This is a genomic window from Streptomyces mirabilis (assembly GCF_039503195.1).
Lineage (GTDB): Bacteria > Actinomycetota > Actinomycetes > Streptomycetales > Streptomycetaceae > Streptomyces > Streptomyces mirabilis_D.
The window spans coordinates 4,119,441-4,142,490 of sequence record NZ_JBCJKP010000001.1 but is presented as its reverse complement, the minus strand read 5'-3'; the positions used below and the strand labels follow the sequence as shown (position 1 = coordinate 4,142,490).

Here is a 23,050-nt window from a genome sequence, read left to right as displayed (position 1 = left end):
CCGGGACAGCTTCGGCGTGGAATACCCCTTGGCGGACTTCTTCGCCGACGCCACGCTGGGGGCGATGACCGCCCGGCTCGCGCCACCCCGGGGCGTGACCGTGGTGGACACGGCGCCCGTGAGCGACCAGCAGGCCCGCATGATCGCGGGCGTCCTGAGCATGCCCCGCCCCGAGGTGTGGAACATCCCGACCCGGATCCGTTTCACCGGCCCCCTGGACGTGGCCGCCCTGCGCACCGCGGTGGCCGGGCTGCTCGACCGGCACCACGGACTGCGGTGCCGCTTCGTACCCGCAGACGGGCGACCGGTGCCGTCGTACGGAACGGACGACGGCACCGGCTGGCGGCAGGAGGTTCTCGACGTGCCGCCCCCGCCACTTCCCGTCGAGGACCTGACCGGCATCGCGGCCGAGTCCGAACGGCACGCGCGCGCCGAGGAGTTGTGCCGGGAAGCCGCCGCGACGCCCATCACGGTGACCGACAGTGCCCTGCCGGTCCTGCCTGTCCTGCGGCTGCTGCGCCTCGCACCCGACCGGTGGACGCTGATGTTCGTCGTGCACCACATCTGTGTCGACGGCTGGTCCCTCTCCCTCCTCCTGAGCGAGCTCGCCGCGCTGTACACGGCCGCCGCCGCGGGCCGCCCGCACGGTCTGCCCGAACCGGCGGCGCAGTGCACGGACTACGCCCGCTGGCAGCGCGAGCACGCCGACCCCGCCGAGGAGGCCCGCAGGTCGGCGTACTGGACCCGGTACCTGGAGGGGATCCCGGCCGCGGTCGAGATCCCCGGCGACCGGGCCCGGCCCGCCGTACCGAGCGGAGACGGCGACACCCTGCGGGGCACCGCCTCAGGTGAACTGCGCAGGGCCGTCGAGGAGGTGGCCGCGGCCCGGCACACCACGCCCTTCGGGGTCGCGGCGACCGCGCTCGGCGTGCTGGTCGCCCGCCGGTCCGGGGCGCGGGACATCGTGATGGGCACGCCGTACGCCCACCGCGAGCGCAGCGCGTTCGAGTCGATGGTCGCGCTGACGTCGACCGGCGTGATCGTGCGGGTGACGCCCGACCCGGACGAGACGCGCGGCGCCCTCGTGGAGCGCACCGGCGCCGGCGCCCTGGAGGCGACGGCCCATGTCCTGCCGACCGCGCGGATCGTGCGCGCCCTGCGCGAGAGCGGTGCCCGCGCGGTGCCCGAGCGCTTTCCGCTGACCATCGCCTTCCAGAACTCCCTGGACACGGACATCGAGATCCCCGGACTCGACGTCGAGGTCGACGACCTCGCCCCGCCCGTGTCCCGCGGTGACCTCTCCTTCGGTCTCGCCCCGCGCCGCGACCCGGCCAAGGGCTACCGCACCTTCCTGGAGTACTCCGCCGATCTGTGGGACCCCGCCACGGCTCAGGAGCTGCTCGACGACTGGCAGGCCGTTCTCGCCGAACTGTGCACTCGGCCGGACGCGCCCGTCGCTTCACTCCTCAACCCTCTCCAGCCCCTCCGAAAGGCGTGAGCGCCCATGTCCCCCACACATGACCGCAGTCACAGCGACGATCTGCTCTCCTTCATCCGCTCCAGCCCCTCGCCGTACCACGTGGTCGCGCACGCGGCCCAGCGCCTGGAGAAGGCGGGCTTCCAGGAGCTGCGCGAGACGGACGACTGGACGGCCGGTGCCGAGGGCGGCCGGTACGTCGTCCGCGCCGGAGCGCTGCTCGCCTGGTACGTCCCTGCGGGCGCCCCGGCCCGCACCCCGTTCCGGATCGTCGGAGCCCACACCGACTCCCCGAACCTGCGGATCAAGCCCGAGCCCGACACCGGCTCCGCGGGCTGGCGGCAGATCGCCGTGGAGATCTACGGCGGCGTCCCCCACAACACCTGGCTCGACCGCGACCTCGGCATCTCGGGCCGGCTGACGCTGCGCGACGGATCCAGCCGCCTCGTCTGCGTCGACCAGCCGTTGCTGCGCGTACCCCAGCTCGCCATCCACCTCGACCGCGGCGTCAACGAAGGTGTCGTGCTCGACGCGCAGCAGCACATGACCCCGCTGTGGGGCCTCGGCCCCACCCGGCCCGGCGCTCTGCTCGCCCGGGTCGCCGCCGAGGCGGACACCGACGTCGCCGAGGTCCTCGGCTGGGACCTGATGCTGCACGACATCCAGCCGCCCGGCTACCTCGGCGCCGACCAGGAGTTCCTCGTCTCACCACGTCTGGACAACCAGATCTCCGTGCACGCGGGCGTCACCGCCCTGGTCTGCGCCGCCACCGCCGCCCGGCCGCCCGCCCACATCCCGGTGCTGGCCGCCTTCGACCACGAAGAGGTCGGCAGCGGCTCCCAGTCGGGCGCCCAGGGCCCCCTGCTGGAGCGGGTGCTCGGCCGGTCCGTCGCCGCGCGCGGCGGCAGCGCCGAGGACTTCAACCGGGCCCTGGCCGGCGCCTTCTGCGTCTCCGCCGACATGTCGCACGCCGTGCACCCCAACTACGCCGAACGCCACGACCCGGACCACCACCCCCTCCCCAACGGCGGCCCCGTCGTCAAGGTCAACGTCAACCAGCGGTACGCCACCGACGGCACCGGGGTCGCCGCCTTCGCCGCGGCCTGCGAGCGCGCCGAGGTGCCCTGGCAGCCGTTCGTCTCCCACAACGCCATGCCGTGCGGCACCTCGATCGGCCCGATCACCGCGGCCCGGCTGGGAGTCGCCACCGTCGACGTGGGCGTACCGGGGCTGTCGATGCACTCCGCGCGGGAGCTGTGCGGGGCGCAGGACCCCGGCCTGCTGGCCCGGGTCCTCACCGAGTTCGTCACCACGGGCTGAGCCCCGGCCCCTTTGTATCCGGAACCGAGACTCGGGAGCGATGCCAGCAGTGGAAGAGACCCACCTCGTCTGTCTGCCCTTCGCCGGGGCGGGCGCGTCCTTCTTCAAGCCGTGGCAGGACCGGGCACCGGCGGGCCTGCGTGTCCTGCCGGTGCAACTCCCCGGCCGTGAGGAGCGGTTCGTGGAGGCGCCCCACACGGACGCGGTGCGGGCGGCCGCCGAGGCGTACGCCCAGGTGACCCGGCAGCTCCCGGAGGGCGCGCGGGTGGCGGTGTTCGGGCACAGCCTCGGCGCGGTGCTCGGCTTCGAGCTGGCGCACCGGCTGGAGGCCGAGCCCGGCGTCCGCCTCGACGCCCTCGTCGTCAGCGGCGCGCCGGACCCGTGGACCGGCCGCGCGGACCGTGCGAGCGGTCTGCCCGACGCGGAGTTCCTGGCCCGGGTGCGCACCTTCGCGGGGTACGCGCACCCGGCCCTTGAGCACCCGGAGATGCGCGAGCTGCTGCTCCCGCTGCTGCGGGCCGACGTACGGATGCACGAGACGTACCGGCCCGCCTCCGACCGCCCGCTCGCCGCCCCGGTCCTCGCCCTGCGCGGCCGCGACGACGAGCTGGTGAGCGCGGCCGAGGCCGCCGAGTGGTCCCGCGCCACCACAGGGAAGCTCACCACGGCGGAGCTGGACGGCGGCCACATGTACCTGACGGAGAACCCGGGCGCCCTCCTGCGCCTGATCGGAGCCGAACTCCGCGCCGGACGCACGCGGTGAGCCCGGGGGGTCCGAGGCTCTCGGGCAAGGTCGCCCTCGTCACCGGGGCGGCCCGTGGCATCGGCCGGGCGACCGCCGTCGCGTTCGCCCGCGAGGGCGCCGATCTGATGCTCGTGGACATCGCGGCGGACCTCCCGGGTGTGCCGTATCCGCTGGGCTCCGAGAGCCAGTTGGCGCACACGGCGGAGCTCTGCCGGGAGACGGGCGCCGCCGTCCGTACGGCCCGGGTCGACGTACGGGACCTGGCCGCGGTGGAGACGGCGGTGAAGGAGACGACGGCCCGCTTCGGACGGCTCGACGTCCTCGTCAACAACGCCGGGATCGCCGCGCCCTCCGGCCGGGCCGCCCACGAGATCGAGGAGCACGAGTGGCAGCTGATGCTGGACGTGGACCTCTCCGGGGCCTGGCGCACGATCCGCGCGGCGGGCGCCCTGATGACCGCGCGGGGCGCCGGCTCGATCATCAACATCGCCTCCACGGCCGGTCTGGTCGGCTATCGCCACTTCGCCGGGTACGTCGCCGCCAAGCACGGCCTGATCGGCCTGACCAAGGCGGTCGCCCTCGACTACGCGCCCCGCCGGGTCCGCGTCAACGCCATCTGCCCCGGCTCGGTCCGCGACGACCCCCGCGTGGAGGGCCGGATGCTCGCCGAGATCGCCCGCGCCCTGGACGTGCCGGTCGCCGAGCACGAGCAGACGTTCGTCCAGGCCCAGCCCATGAACGCCCTCGTCGAACCGGACGACGTCGCCACCGCCGCCCTCTGGCTCGCCTCCGACGAGTCCCGCCAGGTGACCGGCACCGTCCTCACGGTCGACGGAGGCTTCTCGGCCCGCTAGGCCCGGGCGGACGACGGGAATTTGACGACAGGACCTAGGCCCTGTCCCCACGGTTGGAGACCGAACGTGACGTGTCACGCCCTCGCCGCGCGCCTTCCCGTCGCCGTCGATCCCGGGCCCCTCCTCGACGCGGCCGTACGCGGCTGGTGGCCCGAACTCCCGGACCGCTGGCCGGTGTTGTGGCGCGACCAGGTGCCCGCGCGGTTCGCCGAACACCGTCTGCGGGCCGAACTGCACCGGCCCGTCACCGAACGGGGCCCCGCGTTCCGCGCGGTCTTGTTGCGGTACGAGGACGGGGGCGCCCATCTGGTGCTGGTTTCGCACCACGCGCTGCTGACCCCGGGCGTGCTCCAGGACATCGCCCACGTCCTGCTCGGCCACCGCCCGGCCACCGACGTGACCGCTCCCCTCGGCTGCGACGAGCCCCCGAAAGGCCCGCACAGGCCCCGTATCGACTGGGCGACGGGCGAGAAGGGGGCCGGTGACCGGACGGGCGTGGTCACCGTCCCGGTACCGGCCGGGGCCCCTGCCGCGGCCCTGGTCCTCGCACGCTACGAGCACCGCGACCCGGGGGACGGACTACCCGCGTACGCCACGGTCCTCGACGAGGTGGGCCCGGTGGACCCCACCTTCAGTCACCGACTCCCGTTCCAGTCGGCCCCCTTCCCCCTCACCCTCGTCCCGCGCGGGACCACCGTCGAGCTGCACCACCAGCTCCGGCACATCGACGAAGCCTCCGCCCGGGCCTTCGTCCGCCACCTCACCCACGTGCACGGTCAGCTGGGCCACCGCCCCCTCGCGGAGATCGAACTGGTCCCCCGCGAAGAGGCGGGGCGCCTGCTCCCGCCGCCCGCCGGCATACGCGGGTCCGCTGTTCCCTCCCGTATCGACACCGCCTTCGACGCCCGCGCCGACCGCCACCCCGACGCCCCCGCCCTCACCCACGACGGCATCACGACGACGTACGGGGCACTGCGCGAGCGCGCCGAGCGGCTGGCCGCGGGACTGCGCGCCGCCGGGGTCCGCCCCGGTGACCGGGTCGGCATCCGGCTGGAGCGGGGCGCCGACCTGGTGGCGACGATGCTCGCGGTGCTGAAGGCGGGCGCGGCGTACGTACCGATGGATCCGGCGCACCCCGAGGAGCGCCTCGACCGCACGGCGCGCGACGCGGGCGTACGGCTGGTCGTCCGGGACACCGCGCCCTATCTAAGCGCCGCACGGACCGACCGGCCGCGGAACCTCACCCCGCGGAACCTCACCCCGAGGGATCCCGCCTACGTCATCCACACCTCCGGTTCGACCGGCCGTCCCAAGGGGGTCGTCGTCCCCCACGCCAATGTCCTCGCCCTCCTCGACGCCACCCGCGAGGACTTCGCCCTCACCGCCGCCGACACCTGGACGTTCTTCCACTCCGCCGCCTTCGACTTCTCGGTGTGGGAGATCTGGGGCGCCCTGCTGACCGGCGCCCGGCTGGTGGTCGTGGACCACTGGGTGGCGCGCTCGCCTGAGGACTTCCACGCGCTGCTGGTACGGGAGTCGGTGACCGTCCTCAGCCAGACCCCGTCGGCCTTCGGGCAGGTGCGGGTGGTGGACCGGAGCGCGAAGGAAGGGCTGTCGGTGCGGCTGGTGGTGCTGGGCGGGGAGGCGCTGGACACCCGGCCGCTGCTCGGCTGGTTCGACCGCCACCCGGAGGACCGCTGCCGCCTGGTCAACATGTACGGGATCACGGAGACCACCGTCCACGTCACCGCGGCGACCGTCACCCGGCGCGAGGCCCTGGCCGCCTCCCGCTCGGTGGGCCGCCCGCTGCCCGGCTGGTCGGTGTCGGTGCGCGACGAGCGGGGGCGCCCGCTGCCGACGGGCGCGGCGGGGGAGATCTGGGTGGGCGGGGCCGGACTCGCCCTCGGCTACCTGGGGCGGCCCGAGCTGACGGCCGAGCGGTTCGTGAACGATCCGTACGGCCCCGGCCGGTGGTACCGCAGCGGTGACCTGGGGCGGCTGCGCGCCGACGGTTCACTGGAGCACCTGGGGCGGATCGACAGCCAGGTGAAGGTGCGCGGATACCGGATCGAACCGGACGAGATCCGGGCGGTGCTGCTGGAGGACCCGGTGGTCACGGCGGCGGCGGTGGTGCTGAGCGGGGACGCCTTCGAGGACGCGGCGGGGGTGCGGATCGACGCGTATGTCGTGGCCGACGGGGACACCGGCGACGTACGCCGCCGGGCGGCGCGGCTGCTGCCCGACCACATGCTGCCGACGACCGTCACCGCCGTCCCCGCGCTGCCGCTGACCCCGAACGGCAAGCTGGACCGCGACCGTCTGCCGGCGCCGGGTAAGCCCCTATCGGTGCCCGCGCCCACCGGAGACCTGGTGACGGCCCTCACAGGGGTGTGGGAGGAGATCCTCGGTGTCCCCGTCGGCCCGGACGACAACTTCTTCGAGCTCGGCGGGAACTCGCTCTACGCGATCCGCGTCGGCACCGCCCTGCGCGAGCGCGGGCTGCCCGCGCTCTCCATGCGGCTGCTCTACACGCATCCGACGGTCCACGCCCTGTCGCTGGCCCTGACGGACGAATGAAGGCCCCTCACCGTGGTGAAGGGCCTTCTCATGTGCGCCGCCAGGGACTCGAACCCCGGACCCGCTGATTAAGAGTCAGCTGCTCTAACCAACTGAGCTAGCGGCGCATGACTCTCGCCTCCCGCTTCCGCGGTCGGCGACAAAAGAAATACTACCTGGTCCGGACGGGTGCTTCCGACCACCCAGGGCCTGATCCCAAGAGCGGGCCCTAGATGGCCAGGGAGAGCAGGACGGGGGTGGCGCCGCGGTTGAGTGTGTCCGCGGCGCGGCGCAGGCGGTGGGCGTGTTCGACCGGGAGGGAGAGGGCGAGGCAGCCGACCGAGGAGCCCGCGGTGATGGGGACGGCCGCGCAGACCGTGCCGATCGCGTACTCCTGGAGGTCGAGCACCGGCACCGTGGCGGGCTGGGCGTCGAGCCGGGACAGCAGCAGCCGCTCGTTGGTGATGGTCCGCGAGGTGAGGCGGGCCATCTTGTGGCGGGAGAGGTGGTCGCGCCGGGCGTTCAGGTCGAGCTGACCGAGAAGGCTCTTGCCGACCGCGCTGGCGTGGGCCGAGGAGCGGAAGTCCACCCATTCGTTGACCGCGGGGGTCGCGGGACCCTCGGCGCACTGGGTGACGTGCACCTCGCCGTCGATGTAGCGGCTGATGTAGATCGCGGCGCCGACCGAGTCGCGCAGCCGGTCGATGGTCTGCTGGAGTTTCTCGCGCAGTGCCTGGTCGCGGCCGTGGGCGGAGCCCAGCCGGCCGAGGGCGGCACCGGCGACGTACGCGCCGTCGACGACCTGCTCGACGTACCCCTCCCGGCGGAGCATCCGCAGCAGCACGGTCAGGCGCTCCGTGCCGAGGCCCGTCTGGCGGGCCAGCTCGACATCGGTGACACCGCCGGAGTGCCGGGCCACCGTCTCCAGGACGCGCAGGGCGTCCTGGGCCGAGTGGTACGGCGCGGTCGGCTCGTTCATCAGCGCCACGGTTTCCCCCTGCGCTTTTTGGGCCATCGATCCGGACAGCTGAGCTCCTCCACGATAACTGTCAAACGCTCGGTGGGGAGGGGCTGTTGGCGAGAAAGTCGGCGCGCTCCGGTTCGCTCAACAGGAGTGCGACACCCTGGCATATGCCGAGGTCATGGCTCGGTGGGCATGCCGCGTGGTCCGGACCTCGCACCTTGTCGCGTTCACTTTTTGTAGTCACAGGATCGCGCTGAGGAATTCCCGGGTCCTTTCGTGCTCCGGATCGGTGAAGATCCGGTCGGGCGAACCGGACTCGATGACATGGCCGGAATCGAACATCAGCACCTGGTCCGAGATGTCGCGGGCGAAATTCATCTCATGGGTCACACAGAGCATGGTGATGTCGGTGGTGTGGGCGATGTCACGGAGGACGTCGAGGACGCCCGTGACCAGCTCGGGGTCGAGCGCGGACGTCACCTCGTCCAGAAGCAGCACCTGGGGCCGCATCGCCAGTGCCCGTGCGATCGCCACCCGCTGCTGCTGTCCGCCGGACAACTGACTCGGGTAGGCGTCGCACTTGTCCGCGAGGCCCACCATCTCCAGCAGCTCCCGGGCCCGTGCCTCGGCCTCGTCCCCGGACAGCCCGAGGACGGTGACCGGTGCCTCGGTGATGTTGCGGAGCACCTTCATGTTCGGGAAGAGGTTGAACTGCTGGAAGACCATCCCGATCTTCTTGCGGACCTCCCGGATCTGCTTCTCGGGGGCCGGGTGGAGCCGCTCGCCGGCGACCGTGATCGTGCCCTCGTCGGGCTTGGCCAGGGTCATCAGCAGCCGCAGGATCGTCGTCTTGCCGGAGCCGGACGGGCCGATCAGCGTGACGTGCTTGCCGGAGTCGACGCGGAAGTCGAGGCCGTCGAGGACGGTGTTGTCCCCGAAGCGCTTGGTGACCTTGTCGAAACGGATCAGCTCGCCGCCGTCCACCGGCGGATTGGCCGTGTGGTCGGCCTTTTCCGCAGGGTTCGTATCGGCAGGGGTCGTGGAGGTGTCGAGGGGGATGTCAGCGGACAAGACGTCGCTCCAGGGCTCGCAGAAGGAGGGAAGCCGGATAGGAAATGAGGATGAAGGCCACGCCGATGACCGTGAGCGGCTCGGTGAACTGGAAGTGCTCCTGCGAGTACAGCCGCGCCTCACCGAGCATCTCCAGCACGGTGATCGCCATCAGCATCGGGGTGTCCTTGAGCATCGAGATGACGTAGTTGCCGAGTGCGGGCACCACCCGGCGGATCGCCTGCGGCAGGATCACCGCGGTCCAGGTGCGCCGCAGCGGCAGGTTGAGCGCCGTGGCCGCTTCCCACTGGCCGGCCGGCACGCCCTCGATGCCGGCCCGGTAGACCTGCATCGTGTACGTCGAGTAGTGCAGCCCGATCGCGACGACACCGGTGGTCAGCGCGGAGAACGTGATGTTCCACTCGGGCAGCACGTAGAAGAGGAAGAACAGCTGCACCAGCAGCGGGGTGTTGCGGATGAACTCCGTGACGACCCCGACCGGCCAGCGCACCCAGCGGGTCGGCGTGCGCATCAGCAGCGCCCACACCAGGCCCAGGGCGAAGGAGATCACCGAGCCGAGGGCCAGCGCCTGCAGGGTGACCAGCAGTCCGTCCCAGAAGTGCGGCATGAAGTCGCGCACCGCGCCCCAGTCCCAGTTCATGCGGCACCTCCCGTCGCACCGACGCCGGTGGCTTCCGTGCGCCGCGGCGTGGTCCTGGCGGGCTGCGGCGCCTTGCCGATCCCGGCCTTCAGCCGCCGCTCCAGTGCCCGCATCAGCCGGGTGATCACGAAGGCGATCGCGAAGTAGATCAGCAGGACGTACGCGTAGATCTCCGCGCTCTCCTGGAGCGCGAGCCGCACGAGGTTGCCGCTGAACGTCAGATCGCCCATGCCCATGATCGACACCAGGGCCGTGCCCTTGAGCAGTTCGACCAGCAGGTTGCAGAAGGAGGGGATCATCTCGGGCACCGCCTGCGGCAGCAGGATCAGCCGCATCCGCTGCCAGGGGGTGAAGCTGAGCGCGATGCCGCCCTCGCGCTGGGCGGGGTCGACGGCGTTCAGGGCGCCGCGCACGATCTCACTGCCGTACGCCCCGTAGGTCAGCCCCAGCGCCAGTGTGCCCGCCCACATCGGGACGAGCTGCCAGCCGAAGGCGAGCGGCAGCACGAAGTACACCCAGAAGATCATGATCAGGGCGGAGGTGCCGCGGAACACCTCGGTGTAGAGGCCCGCGAGGAAGCGGACGATCCACCGCCGCGACGTGCGCGCGACACCGACGGCGAACGAGACGGCCCCGGCCACCAGCGAGCTGAGGAACAGCAACTGGACGGTGACCCAGACACCTTTGAGTACGAGTTCCCAGAGTCCCGAGGTCATCCGCGGCAGAGCTCCTTCGCGGTCATGTCGGTCATCTCGGCCCGGGTGAACCCGAAGGGCCGCAGAATGCGGAACAACTCCCCGCTGGCCTTCAGCTTCTTCAGTTCCACGTTGAAGGCGTCACGCAGCCGCGTCTCGGCGGAACGGAACGCGAAGCCGCCGCCGTCGACGTGCGGCTTGCCCTTCACCAGAGGCGTGAAGGGCTTCGTGCTCTCGGCCTTGCTGGACTTCTTCGCCACCTCGCGCGTGGTCAGCGCGGTCCCGGCGAAGACGTCGACACGGCCCGCCTCGACCGCGTTCAGCCCGGCGACCTGGTCCGGCACGATCAGGATGTCGCTCTCCTTGTACCCGGCCTCGACGGCGTACTGGATCTCGGCGTACCCGGTGCCGGTCGCGAACCTGGCCTTCTTCGCCACGACGTCCTTGTAGTCGTGCAGGCCCTTCGGATTGCCCTTGCGCACGATGAAGGCGTCCAGCATCTGGTAGTCCGGGTCGGCGAAGACGACCTGCTGACAGCGTTCCGGGTTGATGTACATCCCGGCGGACACGACGTCGAACTGCTGCGAGTTGAGCCCGGGAATGAGCGAGCCGAACTCGGTCGGCACGGGTTGCACCCGGTCGACGCCCAGCCGTTTGAAGATCACCTTGGCGAGTTCGGGTGCCTCGCCGGTCAGTTCACCGTTCTTGTCGATGTAGCCGAACGGGATCTCACCGGCTATGCCCAGCCGTACGACGCCCTGCGCCTTGAGCCGGTCGAGGAGATCACCGCCGTTGTCGGACGCGGTGGCGACCCGGGTGCAGCCGGCGGCGCCCCACGCGCCGACGGCACCGAGCGCGGAGACACCCGCGAGCAGCGACCTCCGACTCGGACTTCGTTTCTCCGCGTCGGTCCCGTCATTCCCGTCATTCCTGAGTGGTGGAGCCATGGCCGCGCGGCTACCCGAGAGCATGCGAAGTATGCGGATCGATTTCGGCCCCGTACGACGTCGAGTGACGTCGAGGCGCCCTTGACTCCGGGGAGACCATGGAATGCATGGCTGATCGATTCATCGAGGTCTCGCTGGTCAAGCGCGGAATCCACTGCACCGCGAAACTGCTCGACGACCGGGCGCCGGTCACCTGCGCGGCGGTGTGGGACGCGCTTCCCCTGGGCGGCGACGTCTACCACGCGAAGTACGCGCGCAATGAGATCTACGCCCTTTTCCCGCCTTTCGCGAAATCGGAGCCACCACTGGAAAATCCGACAGTTACCCCCATTCCCGGAGACCTCTGCTATTTCGCCTTCGCGGGCACGGAACTGGGTACGAAGGCCTACGGCTACGACACCGACGTACGCCCCGGCACCACGGTCGTCGACCTCGCCCTCTTCTACGAACGCAACAACCTGCTGCTCAACGGGGACGTGGGCTGGGTCCCGGGCATCGTCTGGGGCCAGGTGACCGAGGGCCTGGAGGCGATGGCCGAGGCCTGCAACGACCTCTGGCGCTCGGGCGCCCAGGGCGAGACGCTCAGCTTCCGTAGGGCGTAGGGCAAGGGCGCGTAGGACACATGCGGCATGTGGGTGTGGGGCGTCGGGCTGTCCCTAGAACCCCGGCGGCGGAGCCACCCCCGCGGCGCCCGTCTCGTAGAGGGCGTGTGCCGTGCGCAGGACGAGGTCGTCGCGATGGCGGGCGGCGACGATCTGCAGGCCGACCGGGAGGCCGTCGCCGTCCGTGCCGACCGGGACGCTCGCGGCGGGCTGCTGGGTCATGTTGAAGGGGTACGTGAACGGGGTCCACCCCGTCCAGCGGCGGTGGCCGGAGCCCGGCGGCACCTCCACCCCCGCCGCGAACGCCGTCAGCGGCAGGGTCGGCGTCACCAGCACGTCGTACGACTCGTGGAAGCGCCCCATCCGCCGCCCGAGCTCCATCCGGACGTCCACCGCGGCCAGGTAGTCCAGCGCGCTGAACCGGGCGCCCCGCGCGCAGATCTCCCGCAGCCCCGGGTCCAGCGACTCCCGCTGCCGCGGCCCGAGCCGCTGGGCCACCCGGGCCGCACCGCTGAACCACAGGACGTGGAAGGCCTCCACCGGGTCGGTGAGATCGGGGTCGGCCTCGGTGACGTACGCGCCGAGCCCCGCGAGCCGCTCCACCGCCCGCCGCACCGCCGCCGCGACGGCCGGCTGGACCGCGACCTGCCCGCCGAGGGACGACGAGTACGCGACCCGCAGCCCGCGCACCCCACCCCCGAGGGCCTCGACGAAGGACCCGTCCACCGGCCCGAGCGCCGACCAGTCACGGGCGTCCGGCCCGCTGATCACGTCCATCATCAGCGCCGCGTCGGCCGCGTCCCGTGTCATCGGGCCCACGTGCGAGAGCGTCCCGAACGCGCTCGCGGGGTACAGCGGCACCCTCCCGTACGTGGGCTTCAGACCGAAGATCCCGCAGAACGCGGCCGGGATGCGCACACTGCCGCCCCCGTCCGTGCCCAGCGCCAGCGGCCCCGCCCCGAGCGCGACGGCCGCCGCGCTGCCGCCACTCGAGCCGCCCGCCGTGCGCGTGACGTCGTACGGATTGCGGGTGATCCCCGACAGCGGCGAATCCGTGACGCCCTTCCAGCCGAACTCGGGTGTCGTCGTCCTCCCGAGGAACACCGCCCCGTGCTCGCGCAGCCGGGCGACGGACGGCGCGTCCTCGTCCCAACTTCCCTGCGGATCAACGGTCTTGGAGCCGCGCAGGGTCGGTCCGCCGCGCAGCAGCAGGATGTCCTTGACGGAGACCGGAACCCCGTCCAGCAGCCCGGCGGGCTCACCCCGCCGCCAGCGGTCCGCGGACTGGGCCGCCCGCGCGAGGGCCGCGTCCGCGTCGAGACGTACGAACGCGTTCACGGCCGGCTGGATCTCCACAGCCCTGCGCAACGCCGCCCGCGTGGCGTCCACGGGGCTGAACTCGCCCTTGCGGTAGCCGTCGAGGAGTTGTACCGCGGTCAGCTCGACGAGTTCAGACATCGGCCCCTCCAGAGGAAGTCTCAGTGCCCCGGTACGTATCCGCGCTTCTTGTCGACCACGTTCGGCAGCGGTCTGCCCGCCTCCCAGCGCTCGTACATCTCCACGAACTGCGCCCCGAGTTCGTCCCGCCAGCCGACCGTGTCCCCGCTCATGTGCGGGGACACGATCAGCCCGGGGACACCCCACAGCGGGCTGTCCGGGCCGAGCGGCTCGTCCTGGAAGACATCGAGGGCCGCGCCCGCGATCCACCGCTTCGACAGTGCCTCGGCGAGCGCGTCCTCGACGACCAACTGCCCCCGGCCGACGTTGATGAAGCGTGCCGAGGGCTGCATCATCCCGAAGCGCCGCGCGTCGAACATGCCGTACGTGGCCTCGGTGAGCGGCGCCGCCGAGACCACCCAGTCGGCGCGCGCCATCAGCCGGTCGAGCTCCTCGGGCCCGTGGATCCCGGTGCGCGCGGTACGCCCCACCAGGGCCGTCGTCACCTCGAGCGCCTTGAGCGTCTTGACGATCGTCCGCCCGATCGGCCCGGAACCGACCACACACGCGCGGGTGCCCGCCACCCGCTGCGACTCCCGGTGCCGCCACTCCCGCTGCCGCTGAAGGTCCCACGTCCTCGGCAGGTCCTTGGCCATCGCGAGGACCAGCGCGGCGACGTACTCGGCGATCGGCCGGTCGAAGATCCCGCGCGCGTTGGTCACCACCGTGCCGGACTCGGCGAGTTCGGGGCACATGAGGTGGTCGACGCCCGCGCTCGCCGTGTGCACCCAGCGCGGCCGGGGACCCTCGCCGGGCCAGGCGCGGCGCACCGCGTGCGAGGTGAAGTCCCAGACCAGCAGTACGTCCGCGCGCGGCAGCCGCTCGGCCAGCGTCGACTCGTCGGCGTGCTCGATCCGCACCCGGCCGGTGAGTCTGCCGAGGCGGGGGAGCGGCTCGGCGTCCAGGACGAGGAGGGTGGTGCGGGATCCGGCGCCGGATCCGGAGGCCGGGGCCGAGGCGGATACGGGGCGGGGCGGGCGAGGGAAACCGTTTCGCAATGCGAGTCCGCTTTCCTGAGAGTTCCGAAGAGTCCGAAGAGTTCCGAAGGCTCCGAAGAGTCCCGGAGGCTCCCTGAGTTCCTGAGAGGACGAACCTGCGGGGTGGGCGGGGGCGGCCGGAGCCGTCTGAGATGCGCGGATTGACCACGCTCGCACCCGAACCTACCTTCGTCAACACGGACGCACACACGGTCCGTTGCCCCTTCGTCTCCCTTCGTGAGGCCGGTGCTGCCATGGACGTCTCCTTTCTCGGCGGCCCCCGCCCCCAGCGCGGGATCGGTGTCGTCGCCCCCTTCGACTTCGCCCTCGACCGCGAGCTGTGGCGCTGGGTCCCCGACGACGTCTCCCTGCATCTGACCCGCACCCCGTTCGTGCCGGTCGAGGTGAGCCTGGACCTGGCCCGCCTGGTCTCCGAGCACGAGACGCTCGGCGACGCGGTCCGCGCGCTGAACGCGGTCGCGCCCGAGGTCGTGGCGTACGCGTGCACCTCCGGCAGTTTCGTGGGCGGGGTCGCGGGCGAGCGGGCGATGTGCGAGGCCATGACACGGGCGGGGGAGGTGCGCTCGCTGACCACCTCCGGCGCCCTGCTGGAGGCGCTCACCGAGCTGGCCGCCCACCGCGTCGCTCTCGTCACCCCCTACACGGTCTCGGTGACCCAGTCCCTGGAGGAGTACCTCGCCGAGGCGGGCGTCCATGTCACCGGGCGCGCCTTCATGGGCCTGACCAGGCACATCTGGAAGGTTCCGTACCGTGATGTGGTCGACATGGCCCACCGCGCGGTGCGGGGCGAAGGTGCCGACGCCCTGTTCATCAGCTGCACCAACCTGCCGACGTACGACGTCATCCCCCAGCTGGAGGCGGAACTGCGCATACCGGTGATCTCGGCCAACCAGGTGACGATGTGGGCGGCACTGCGTCACCTGGGTACCCGGGCGGTGGGTCCCTATCAGCGGCTGATCGATCAGTCCGCCCGTGGGGGACCTGTACTGCCGGAAGAACAGGAAGGTTGGGCATGACCGCACTCGGATTCCTCTACCCGGGCCACTCGGCCGAGGACGACTACCCGCGCATCGAACAGCTCCTGGGCAGCGACGTCCGCCTCCAGCTGGTCCACACGGACATGGGGGAGGACGCCCACCGGGTCGACGCGCTGCGCGAGATGGGCTCGGCGGCCCGGCTCTCGGCGGGCGTCGAGGAGCTGCGGCTGTCCGGCGCGGAGGCCGTGGTCTGGGCGTGCACCAGCGGCAGCTTCGTGTACGGCTGGGAGGGCGCACACGAGCAGGTACGTGCCCTGGCCCGGGCCGCGGGGCTGCCCGCCTCCTCCACGTCCTTCGCGTTCGCGCACGCCGTCCGGGAGGTCGGGGCCCGGAGGGTCGCGATCGCGGCGACCTATCCGCAGGACGTGGCGGACCTCTTCGCCGCGTTCCTTCGGGACGCGGGGGTGGAGGTCGTGTCGAGCAGGGCCTCCGGGATCATCACGGCGGCGGAGGTCGGGACCTGGGGCGAGGGGGAGGTCCTCGAGCTCGCCCGGGCCGGCGACCACCCCGACGCGGACGCCGTCCTGCTCCCCGACACGGCCCTGCATACGGCGGCGCACCTTCCGGCCCTGGAGAAGGACCTCTCCAAGCCGGTCCTCACCGCCAACCAGGTCACGGTCTGGGAGGCCCTACGCCTCGCCGACCGCAAGGTGAACGCCCCCACCCTCGGCACCCTCTTCACAAAGGAGCCCATCATCCAGGCGTAACGCCTCGTCCGCGGGCCGGTGGGGGCTGGTCGCGCAGTTCCCCGAGCCCCTGAAAGCCCCGGTCGCCCGGCGTTCGAGGCCGGGGCCGCTGCCCACCCACCGCGGCCGGTGTCACTCAGCCCGTCCGGCGTTCGAGGACGAGGCCGTTCAGGCCGATGCGGGGGTGAGGGGGCGGAGCCCCCGGGGATGATGCGGGTGCCCCCTGCTCGAGCGAAGCCGAGAGCTTGGGGGCGGGTAGGGGCGGCGGGGGCGAGAGACCCTTCCCACGTGCCGGCGCGCGGTGGCGGGAATAAGCGGGGACTGTCTCCTGTTGGCGCCCTGAGGACAGCAACACGTACGCAACAGGAGGCACCCCGGTGGACGACACGGACGAGATCCGAGGCACCGCGCAAGGCACCGCGCCCGTACCCCTCTCCGTACTGGACCTGGTCACCGTAGGCGCCGGCCGCACAGCGACCGACGCCCTGCGCACCAGCGTCGCCATCTCCCGCCTCGCAGAGTCCCGCGGCTTCCACCGCTACTGGGTCGCCGAACACCACTCCATGCCGGGCGTGGCCTCCTCCTCACCCGCGGTGATCCTCGCCCACCTCGCCGCCCACACGACCCGCATCCGCCTGGGCTCGGGCGGCGTGATGCTCCCGAACCACGCCCCTCTGGTGATCGCGGAGCAGTTCGGCACGCTGGAAGCCATGGCCCCGGGCCGAGTGGACCTGGGCCTGGGCCGAGCCCCCGGCACGGACGGCGCCACCGCCGCCGCCCTCCGCCGCACCGAGCGTCTCCACGAGGGCGCCGACGACTTCCCCGAGCAGCTCGCGGAGCTGACCCGCTTCCTGGACGACGACTTCCCGTCCGGTCACCCCTACGCCCGCATCCACGCGGTCCCGGGCCCCGTCCAGTCGACCTCCCCGGGCGGCGTACAGTCCCCGCACCGCCCCCCGATCTGGCTCCTGGGATCCTCCGGGTTCAGCGCCCGCCTGGCCGGCGTCCTCGGCCTCCCCTTCGCCTTCGCGCACCACTTCTCGGCCCAGAACACGATCCCGGCGCTGGACCTCTACCGCGAGTCCTTCCGGCCGAGCGCCGTGCTGGACGCCCCGTACGCCCTGATCGGCGTCTCCGCCCTCGCGACGGACGACGAGAAGGAGGCCCGCCGCCAGGTCAGGGCCGCGGCCCTGAACATGGTCCGTCTGCGTACCGGCCGCCCGGGTCTCGTCCCGACCCCCGAGGAGGCGGAGGCGTACGACTTCAGCCCGATGGAACGTGAGTTCGTCGACTCCTGGAACGCCAACGTCATCCACGGCACCGCGGACGAGGTCCGCGCCGGCCTCGACGGCCTCCAGAAGCGCACCGGCGCCGACGAGCTGATGCTCACGGGCAACGCCCACGGCGGCGACGTACGCCTGCGCTCGTACGAACTGATCGCGGACGCGTACGGGCTGCCGAACGCGGACTAGGACTCGTTCGCGGTCAGGAACTCGCTGTCACGAGCTCGCCGTCAGGAACTCGCGGTCAAGAGGGCGGAGATACGATCCGGCGCCACCGGGCGGGAGTACAGCCAGCCCTGCCCGGTGTCGCAGCCGATCCCGCGCAGCCGGGTGGCCTGGGAAGCGGTCTCCACGCACTCGGCGGTGACCGTCAGGCCGAGCCGGTGGGCGAGTTGGATGAGGGCCTCGACGATGACCTCGTCGGCGGGGTTGGGGTGGGTGCCGTCGGCACCGCCGTCGGGCCCCTCGTACTGGAAGCCGCGCACGAAGGAGCCGTCCAGCTTCAGGACGGAGACCGGCAGGCGGCTGAGGTAGGCGAGGTTGGAGTACCCGGTGCCGAAGTCGTCGATGGCGATGCGGACGCCCATGTCGCTGAGGGCCTGAAGGGCCTGGAGGGGCCGCCCGGCCGAGCCCATCACCGCCGACTCCGTCAGCTCCAACTGGAGCAGATGCGGGGCGAGACCCGTCTCCGCGAGGATCTCCGCCACGTCCGCGACCAGGTCGGAGTCCCACACCTGCCGTACGGCGACGTTGACGCTGACGAAGATCGGCACCGCGTCGGGACGGTCCAGCTGCCAGCGGCGGGCCTGGCGGCAGGCCGTGGCCAGTACCCAACGGCCGAGCTGCACGATCGAACCGTCTTCCTCGGCCAATCCGATGAACCGATTCGGCGTCAGCGTGCCGAACTGCGGATGGTTCCAGCGGACCAACGCCTCGACCCCGCGCACCCCGCCGTCCTCCATGCCCACCAAGGGCTGGTACTCCAGGGCGAATTCGTTCCGTTCGATCGCCGCCCGGAGAGTGGAGGAGAGCGCCTGACGGGTCATCCGGTGGGCGTTGCGCTCCGGGTCGAACAGCGTCCAGCGGCCCTTGCCGTCCGCCTTCGCCCAGTACAACGTGGTGTCCGCGGCCTGCATCAGATGGGTCGCGCTCGTCCCGGCGGCGCGCCGCTCGACGACCCCGATCGACGCGGAGACCGACAGCCGCTGCCCGGAGAGGTCGAAGGGCACCTGCAGTGACTTCAGGACGGACTCGGCGAGGTCGGCCAACTGGTCCGTCCCGGTCGAGTCCTCGACCAGCAGCGCGAACTCGTCGCCGCCCAGCCGGGCGACCAGGGGAGTGGCCCCCCGGGCGTAACCCGCCTCGTCGGCGCAGCGCGTCAGCCGTTCGGCGACGGCCGCGAGCAGCCGGTCGCCGACCCGGTGGCCGAGCGTGTCGTTGACCGCCTTGAACCCGTCCAGGTCCAGATAGCAGAGCCCGATCCGGCCGGTGCCGCCCTCCTCGTACGCCTCCGCCTCCAGGGCGGACGAGAGCCGCTCGAAGAACAGCGTGCGGTTGGGCAGCCGGGTCACCGGGTCGTGCATCTGCAAGTGCCGCAGCCGCGCCTGGAGTTCACGGCGGGCGCTGATGTCCGCGATGGACAGCAGTACCGCCTCCTCCTGCGCGGACAGCGGAGCGATCGTCATCTGCACCCAGAGCGAGTGGCCGTCGGGGTGCTTGAGGCGACGGGCGCAGCGCAGCCGGGCCTGTCGGCCACGCAGCACCTCGCGGTACGCGTGCCAGGTGCGGGCGTCGGAGGCCAGATCCACCAGATCCGCGGCGATCCGTCCGACGAGCGCGTCCGATCCGGTGCCGAGCAGCGCGCCGAGCGACTCGTTGGCGGTGACGACCAGACCCTCGCGGTCGACCACGGCCATCGGTAGGGGCGCGGCGGCGAAGGCGGCACGGAACGCACCGGGAGACGTCGAGGTCCCGGCGGACGGGGTGAGCGCCGCATCGGGGACGGACGCGGAGACGCCGGGGACGGACTCGGGCGTGTCGGAGAGGGATCCGGGCGTGTCGAGGGGGGACTCAGGCGTGTCGAGGGGTGTTTCCGCCGGGGCGTACGTGCCGGGAGAGGCCCCGGCGCAAGGGGGTGCGCCGGGGGGTGAGACGGCGGGGACGGACGCGCTGGGAGGCACCTCGGCGTACGTACGAGGAGACGTACGCGGAGATGTGTCGATGTGACGCTCTGTTACGGCCGACCGGATGAGATCTGCCGTGGGCGTCGGCCCTTCGGACGTTCCGCTCACCGCTCGCTCCCGCAGTGCACTCGTTCTTCGTATGGGTCTCTCGGGTGGTCGGCCGGTGCTGGACGGCCGAACAAGCCGTGTCCGTGCAGGAAAGTGTGCCGATCATAGAGGCTGGTTCCGGAGCCTTCCAGCCGCAGTCCAGTGTCCCGGAACAACCACCGGTTCTGACAGATCGTTTCTGCCTGCATCTGGACCGGTTCCTGTGTCTGGCGATCGCATGTGACGTTCCGTGAGCGTTCGGGGTGTCGTTCGGGGTTTCGGCCGCGCATGGCCTCTCACCCGTCTGGTGCAGACAAACAGGGCGAAGCGTAATGAAGTGCCCCAGGCTGGGTGCCGGTGTCCCGAAAACCGCATCCGGAGGTCGACGTGCCGCGTCAGCGCTCCCCGAGGGGTCTCGCCCGAGAGGCTCGGCGGCGTCGAACCCGTGACCCTTCGCGGGTTCCTGACGTCCTGACGGTTCTCGGCGTGCCGCGGGTCCTCGCACGTCCGGGCGCGCAGGGGGCCCTCGCTCGTCCGGGTGTGCCGCGCTGGCGCAGCACCGCGGCCGTGTTCACCTCCATGTCGGCGCTGGCCGCGACCTCCCTGATCACGGGCCCCGCACTCGCCGAACCCCTCTTCTCCCCCTGCGCCCTGAAGCGGACCGGGGCCCACCATTCGGAGGGTCTGGACACCTGGAACGCCGACTATCCGCGCCCCACCCGCCCCCTCGACGCGGTGCTCGTCTATCTGTCCTTCCCGGACTCCCGGCCTCGCACCACGCCCGCCGAACTGGCCGCCGACTACTTCCCGGCCACCAGCCAGTTCTTCGAGCGCGCCTCGTACGGCAGGTTCACGCTGCGTCCGCATCCGCAGCGCGCCTGGATCCGGATGCCGCACACCTCCACCTCGTACGCCATAAAGCGCGACTGGAACGCCGCGCGGCGCGGCGCCTATCTGCGTGACGCGGTCGCCGCGGCCGACCGGCAGGTCGACTTCTCCCGCTACGACATCGTCTATTTCGTGGCCGACCCGGACGCGCCGGGTGTCGACTCCGACGCGACGAAGGTCGTCAACCTCGACACCCCCATCGAAGCCGACGGCAAGGACATCCGCCGTGTCGTCACGGTCTTCGAGAAGCACCCGCCGGACCGCCTCGTCCTCGCCCACGAGACGGGGCACGTCTTCGACCTGCCCGACCTCTACCATCGCCCCACCGACGGCAAGGGCGAGTGGGACACCTACGTCGGCGACTGGGACCTCATGGGCAGCCAGTTCGGCCTTGCCCCCGACCTGTTCGGCTGGCACAAGTGGAAACTGGGCTGGCTGGAAACTCGCCAGGTGGCGTGTCTGCGGGAGCACGGGACCACGAGGCTGACGTTGGAGCCGCTGGGGTCGGGTCCGGTGACGGGCGGGGCGGGGACGGCGGCATCGGGAGCGCCGGTTTCCGTTGCGAGCGACGCTGTCCAGGCCGGTCCGCCACCGGCTCCGGGCGCCGGGGGATCGACCTCGGACGCGGAGGGCTCCGCCGCGGGGTCCGGGGGGTCGGTTCCCGGTCCCGGGGTGCCCGGCTCCGGCTCCGGGGGCCCCGCCTCGGGCTCCCGGGCGCGGACCTCGGCCCCGGCCCTGTCGGCGTCGAGGGCGGTCCTGCCCACCTCGGTCCCAGGGGCGCGCATCTTCGGTTCCGGTCGCGGTACGAAGTTGGCGGTCGTCCGTACGGGTCCCGACAGCGCGCTGGCCTTCGAGGCGCGCACCTCGACGGGCAACGACGGCGCCACGTGCACCCAGGGCGTCCTGATCTACCGCATCCGCAGCGAGACCGACTCCGGGGGCGGCCCGGTCGAGGTCGTCGACGCCCACCCGCACTCCGAGTCCTGCTGGGGCGAATCGGTCTACCCGCCCCTGGCGGACGCGCCGGTCGGACTCGGGGAGAGTTTCACGGTCCCCGGCGAGAAGGTGCGCGTCGAGGTCGAGGACCGTACGGCGTCCGGGGCGTGGACGGTGAAGATCACGACCGGCTGAGCCCCTCGCCCGCGCGGAGCCGGACACGCAAGAAGCCCCTCGCTCTCGCGAGGGGCTTCCCACCGTCTGTGCGCCGCCAGGGACTCGAACCCCGGACCCGCTGATTAAGAGTCAGCTGCTCTAACCAACTGAGCTAGCGGCGCCTGCTGACGTCGTAGACCTTAGCATCCTGATCGGCGGGAGGAAAAATCGATATCCGCACCGCGGCGGAGGCGGCCGTGCGGGCCGCCCGGACGGCCGCCCACACCAGGATCTCGGGCCCCGGAAGCCACGGATGCCGGGTGTCGGGGGCCACCAGCCAGCGGGACGTGAGGTGGGCGACGGGGCTCAGGGCGGGCACGGTCACGGCGTCGCCCACCCCGTGGCAGAGCAGCGGAGGAATGGCGTCGACGCGCCCGGATCCCCCCGACTCGCCCGCCCCCCACTCCTCCCACTCCAGGAGCGACGGCAGGCGCTGTGCGGTGCCCGGCGCGCTGAACAGCAGCGTCCGTCCGCGGTGCACGGCCACCGGGCCCGAGCCCGGCCCCTCGTCCCACAACTGGTCGAGCATCCGCCGGCCGAAGATCGCGGGCACGTTGACGATGTCGAAGGCGGTGCCGCAGGGCAGGACGACCGGGGCGGTCGGGCGCTCCTCCCAGAGGGTGAGGGTGCTGCGCGGATACGTTCCTGCCGAGGCGAGCCAGGTGGCTCCGTCCGGGGTGACGCCGCAGACGTCGAACCGGTCGGGCAACGGGGCGGCGGAGCTTGCCGGATTCCGTGTGCTGCTCATGGCTATGAGATCTACCGTCGGTAAGCACCCGCCCCCCGAGAGTTGCGAAAACCCGGGACAGGACGCCGGGGGAGGAGTACCTTGCCCCGCGGCATATGCCAGGACTTCGAGGCCTTAGGGGCGCGGGCAACTGCGCGACAAGCCGGGCGGCGGGGGCGAGAGACCCCGCGGTTACACCGAACAGACCGGCTCACGCATGGTCGCCCACCCCATGCCCGAGCCCCCGCCCGTCCCCCTCGGCTCCCCGCAACAGATCCCGCCCGAACTCGATCATCTTCTTCGCGTAGTCCTCGGTCCACTCGGCCCGCTCGGCGATCGACGCCGGCGTAAGCCGATCGAACCGCCGAGGATCGGCCAGCTGCGCGGCGGCGATCGCCTGGAACTCGAGCGCCCGATCGGCCGCGGCGCGAAACGCGAGCGTCAGCTCCGTGGCCCGCGCCAGCAGCGCCCGAGGATCGTCGATGGACTCGAGATCGAAGAAGTGTTCCGGATCACCGGCCGCCTCCGCGGGCTCGAAGAGCAGGGGCGCGGGGCGTAGCCGCGGTTCGTTCCGACGCGGCGTGGGCTCCGCCATGTCTTCTCCTCCTCGTACGGTTCAGGGGCCCGCTTCGTGGGTGGGC

Annotated in this window: 20 protein-coding genes and 2 tRNA genes; 10 read left to right on the top strand and 12 right to left on the bottom strand. The window is 71.9% G+C overall.

The genetic code is table 11. The annotated features are described in order from the left end of the window. Positions 1 to 16: 16 nt before the first annotated feature. From AAFF41_RS19270 to AAFF41_RS19250, 5 genes are all read left to right on the top strand, one after another. A complete protein-coding gene (locus tag AAFF41_RS19270) occupies positions 17 to 1,498 on the top strand; it encodes a condensation domain-containing protein (protein WP_343324304.1) in 1,482 nt (493 codons plus the stop codon). Between the two features lie 6 nt (positions 1,499 to 1,504). Beyond that, the gene (locus AAFF41_RS19265) at positions 1,505 to 2,797 is read left to right on the top strand and encodes a M18 family aminopeptidase (protein WP_319747803.1); all 1,293 of its coding nucleotides are present in this window, start codon (positions 1,505 to 1,507) and stop codon (positions 2,795 to 2,797) included. A 40-nt stretch (positions 2,798 to 2,837) separates the two neighbouring features. Continuing rightward, positions 2,838 to 3,560: a thioesterase II family protein gene (locus tag AAFF41_RS19260; protein ID WP_343324303.1), complete on the top strand. Its 723-nt coding sequence runs from the start codon at positions 2,838 to 2,840 to the stop codon at positions 3,558 to 3,560. Further along, positions 3,557 to 4,396 (top strand): mycofactocin-coupled SDR family oxidoreductase, encoded by an 840-nt coding sequence (locus AAFF41_RS19255; protein ID WP_067381147.1) that lies wholly within the window; start codon positions 3,557 to 3,559, stop codon positions 4,394 to 4,396. Before AAFF41_RS19260 ends, AAFF41_RS19255 begins: the two co-directional genes overlap by 4 nt. Before the next feature lie 66 nt (positions 4,397 to 4,462). Then, positions 4,463 to 6,973: an amino acid adenylation domain-containing protein gene (locus AAFF41_RS19250; RefSeq protein ID WP_343324302.1), complete on the top strand. Its 2,511-nt coding sequence runs from the start codon at positions 4,463 to 4,465 to the stop codon at positions 6,971 to 6,973. A 33-nt stretch (positions 6,974 to 7,006) separates the two neighbouring features. On the opposite strand, the gene AAFF41_RS19245 is transcribed toward AAFF41_RS19250, so the two are convergent. The 6 genes from AAFF41_RS19245 to ehuB all read right to left on the bottom strand — a co-directional run bounded on the left by AAFF41_RS19245 (position 7,007) and on the right by ehuB (position 11,269). After that, positions 7,007 to 7,080, bottom strand: a tRNA-Lys gene (locus tag AAFF41_RS19245). 101 nt (positions 7,081 to 7,181) lie between these two features. Next, entirely contained in the window at positions 7,182 to 7,940 is a 759-nt protein-coding gene (locus tag AAFF41_RS19240) for an IclR family transcriptional regulator (RefSeq protein ID WP_343324301.1), read from the bottom strand. A gap of 216 nt (positions 7,941 to 8,156) precedes the next feature. After that, positions 8,157 to 8,900, bottom strand: coding sequence for an ectoine/hydroxyectoine ABC transporter ATP-binding protein EhuA (ehuA, locus tag AAFF41_RS19235; protein WP_054235582.1), 744 nt, complete (start codon positions 8,898 to 8,900; stop codon positions 8,157 to 8,159). A gap of 76 nt (positions 8,901 to 8,976) precedes the next feature. Continuing rightward, positions 8,977 to 9,627, bottom strand: a complete 651-nt coding sequence (gene ehuD, locus AAFF41_RS19230) for an ectoine/hydroxyectoine ABC transporter permease subunit EhuD (protein ID WP_060898408.1) — start codon at positions 9,625 to 9,627, stop codon at positions 8,977 to 8,979. Continuing rightward, positions 9,624 to 10,343 carry an ectoine/hydroxyectoine ABC transporter permease subunit EhuC gene (gene ehuC / locus AAFF41_RS19225; protein ID WP_319747818.1) on the bottom strand — a complete coding sequence of 240 codons (720 nt, stop codon included), beginning with the start codon at positions 10,341 to 10,343 and terminating at the stop codon, positions 9,624 to 9,626. Before ehuC ends, ehuD begins: the two co-directional genes overlap by 4 nt. Further along, the gene (gene ehuB / locus AAFF41_RS19220; RefSeq protein WP_319747820.1) at positions 10,340 to 11,269 is read right to left on the bottom strand and encodes an ectoine/hydroxyectoine ABC transporter substrate-binding protein EhuB; all 930 of its coding nucleotides are present in this window, start codon (positions 11,267 to 11,269) and stop codon (positions 10,340 to 10,342) included. The genes ehuC and ehuB overlap by 4 nt, the downstream gene beginning before the upstream one ends. A gap of 107 nt (positions 11,270 to 11,376) precedes the next feature. Between ehuB and AAFF41_RS19215 the strand changes: the two genes are divergently transcribed. Next, complete coding sequence (locus tag AAFF41_RS19215; protein ID WP_054235541.1) at positions 11,377 to 11,871, top strand: DUF3830 family protein; 495 nt, start codon at positions 11,377 to 11,379, stop codon at positions 11,869 to 11,871. A gap of 54 nt (positions 11,872 to 11,925) precedes the next feature. On the opposite strand, the gene AAFF41_RS19210 is transcribed toward AAFF41_RS19215, so the two are convergent. Both AAFF41_RS19210 and AAFF41_RS19205 read right to left on the bottom strand, forming a co-directional pair. Beyond that, positions 11,926 to 13,329, bottom strand: coding sequence for an amidase (locus tag AAFF41_RS19210; protein ID WP_319747823.1), 1,404 nt, complete (start codon positions 13,327 to 13,329; stop codon positions 11,926 to 11,928). 20 nt (positions 13,330 to 13,349) lie between these two features. Then, positions 13,350 to 14,273, bottom strand: coding sequence for a D-2-hydroxyacid dehydrogenase (locus AAFF41_RS19205; protein ID WP_319748030.1), 924 nt, complete (start codon positions 14,271 to 14,273; stop codon positions 13,350 to 13,352). Between the two features lie 326 nt (positions 14,274 to 14,599). On the opposite strand from AAFF41_RS19205, the gene AAFF41_RS19200 reads away from it, so the two are divergent. The 3 genes from AAFF41_RS19200 to AAFF41_RS19190 all read left to right on the top strand — a co-directional run bounded on the left by AAFF41_RS19200 (position 14,600) and on the right by AAFF41_RS19190 (position 17,561). Then, complete coding sequence (locus tag AAFF41_RS19200; protein WP_319747825.1) at positions 14,600 to 15,382, top strand: maleate cis-trans isomerase family protein; 783 nt, start codon at positions 14,600 to 14,602, stop codon at positions 15,380 to 15,382. Beyond that, on the top strand, positions 15,379 to 16,110 hold the full coding sequence (locus AAFF41_RS19195; RefSeq protein ID WP_319747828.1) for a maleate cis-trans isomerase family protein: 732 nt from the start codon (positions 15,379 to 15,381) through the stop codon (positions 16,108 to 16,110). Before AAFF41_RS19200 ends, AAFF41_RS19195 begins: the two co-directional genes overlap by 4 nt. A gap of 356 nt (positions 16,111 to 16,466) precedes the next feature. Beyond that, positions 16,467 to 17,561, top strand: coding sequence for an LLM class flavin-dependent oxidoreductase (locus tag AAFF41_RS19190; protein ID WP_343324298.1), 1,095 nt, complete (start codon positions 16,467 to 16,469; stop codon positions 17,559 to 17,561). Between the two features lie 41 nt (positions 17,562 to 17,602). Here the strand turns inward: AAFF41_RS19190 and AAFF41_RS19185 are convergent, their stop codons facing one another. After that, positions 17,603 to 19,663 carry an EAL domain-containing protein gene (locus tag AAFF41_RS19185; protein ID WP_343324297.1) on the bottom strand — a complete coding sequence of 687 codons (2,061 nt, stop codon included), beginning with the start codon at positions 19,661 to 19,663 and terminating at the stop codon, positions 17,603 to 17,605. Between the two features lie 465 nt (positions 19,664 to 20,128). On the opposite strand from AAFF41_RS19185, the gene AAFF41_RS19180 reads away from it, so the two are divergent. Beyond that, positions 20,129 to 21,661, top strand: coding sequence for a M6 family metalloprotease domain-containing protein (locus tag AAFF41_RS19180; protein ID WP_425526136.1), 1,533 nt, complete (start codon positions 20,129 to 20,131; stop codon positions 21,659 to 21,661). Positions 21,662 to 21,730: 69 nt separating this feature from the next. Here the strand turns inward: AAFF41_RS19180 and AAFF41_RS19175 are convergent. The 3 genes from AAFF41_RS19175 to AAFF41_RS19165 form a co-directional block, all read right to left on the bottom strand. Further along, positions 21,731 to 21,804 (bottom strand) — tRNA-Lys (locus AAFF41_RS19175). Continuing rightward, positions 21,795 to 22,430: a bifunctional DNA primase/polymerase gene (locus AAFF41_RS19170; protein WP_319747836.1), complete on the bottom strand. Its 636-nt coding sequence runs from the start codon at positions 22,428 to 22,430 to the stop codon at positions 21,795 to 21,797. The genes AAFF41_RS19175 and AAFF41_RS19170 overlap by 10 nt, the downstream gene beginning before the upstream one ends. A 190-nt stretch (positions 22,431 to 22,620) precedes the next feature. Beyond that, the gene (locus tag AAFF41_RS19165; RefSeq protein WP_054232844.1) at positions 22,621 to 23,004 is read right to left on the bottom strand and encodes a hypothetical protein; all 384 of its coding nucleotides are present in this window, start codon (positions 23,002 to 23,004) and stop codon (positions 22,621 to 22,623) included. Positions 23,005 to 23,050 lie beyond the last annotated feature (46 nt).

Coding starts and splice junctions, on each gene's coding strand:
- AAFF41_RS19265 (WP_319747803.1), top strand. CDS start 1,505: ATGTCCCCCACACATGACCGCAGTCACAGCGACGATCTGCTCTCCTTC.
- AAFF41_RS19260 (WP_343324303.1), top strand. CDS start 2,838: ATGCCAGCAGTGGAAGAGACCCACCTCGTCTGTCTGCCCTTCGCCGGG.
- ehuD (WP_060898408.1), bottom strand. CDS start 9,627: ATGAACTGGGACTGGGGCGCGGTGCGCGACTTCATGCCGCACTTCTGG.
- ehuC (WP_319747818.1), bottom strand. CDS start 10,343: ATGACCTCGGGACTCTGGGAACTCGTACTCAAAGGTGTCTGGGTCACC.
- ehuB (WP_319747820.1), bottom strand. CDS start 11,269: ATGGCTCCACCACTCAGGAATGACGGGAATGACGGGACCGACGCGGAG.
- AAFF41_RS19215 (WP_054235541.1), top strand. CDS start 11,377: ATGGCTGATCGATTCATCGAGGTCTCGCTGGTCAAGCGCGGAATCCAC.
- AAFF41_RS19210 (WP_319747823.1), bottom strand. CDS start 13,329: ATGTCTGAACTCGTCGAGCTGACCGCGGTACAACTCCTCGACGGCTAC.
- AAFF41_RS19200 (WP_319747825.1), top strand. CDS start 14,600: ATGGACGTCTCCTTTCTCGGCGGCCCCCGCCCCCAGCGCGGGATCGGT.
- AAFF41_RS19195 (WP_319747828.1), top strand. CDS start 15,379: ATGACCGCACTCGGATTCCTCTACCCGGGCCACTCGGCCGAGGACGAC.
- AAFF41_RS19170 (WP_319747836.1), bottom strand. CDS start 22,430: ATGAGCAGCACACGGAATCCGGCAAGCTCCGCCGCCCCGTTGCCCGAC.
- AAFF41_RS19165 (WP_054232844.1), bottom strand. CDS start 23,004: ATGGCGGAGCCCACGCCGCGTCGGAACGAACCGCGGCTACGCCCCGCG.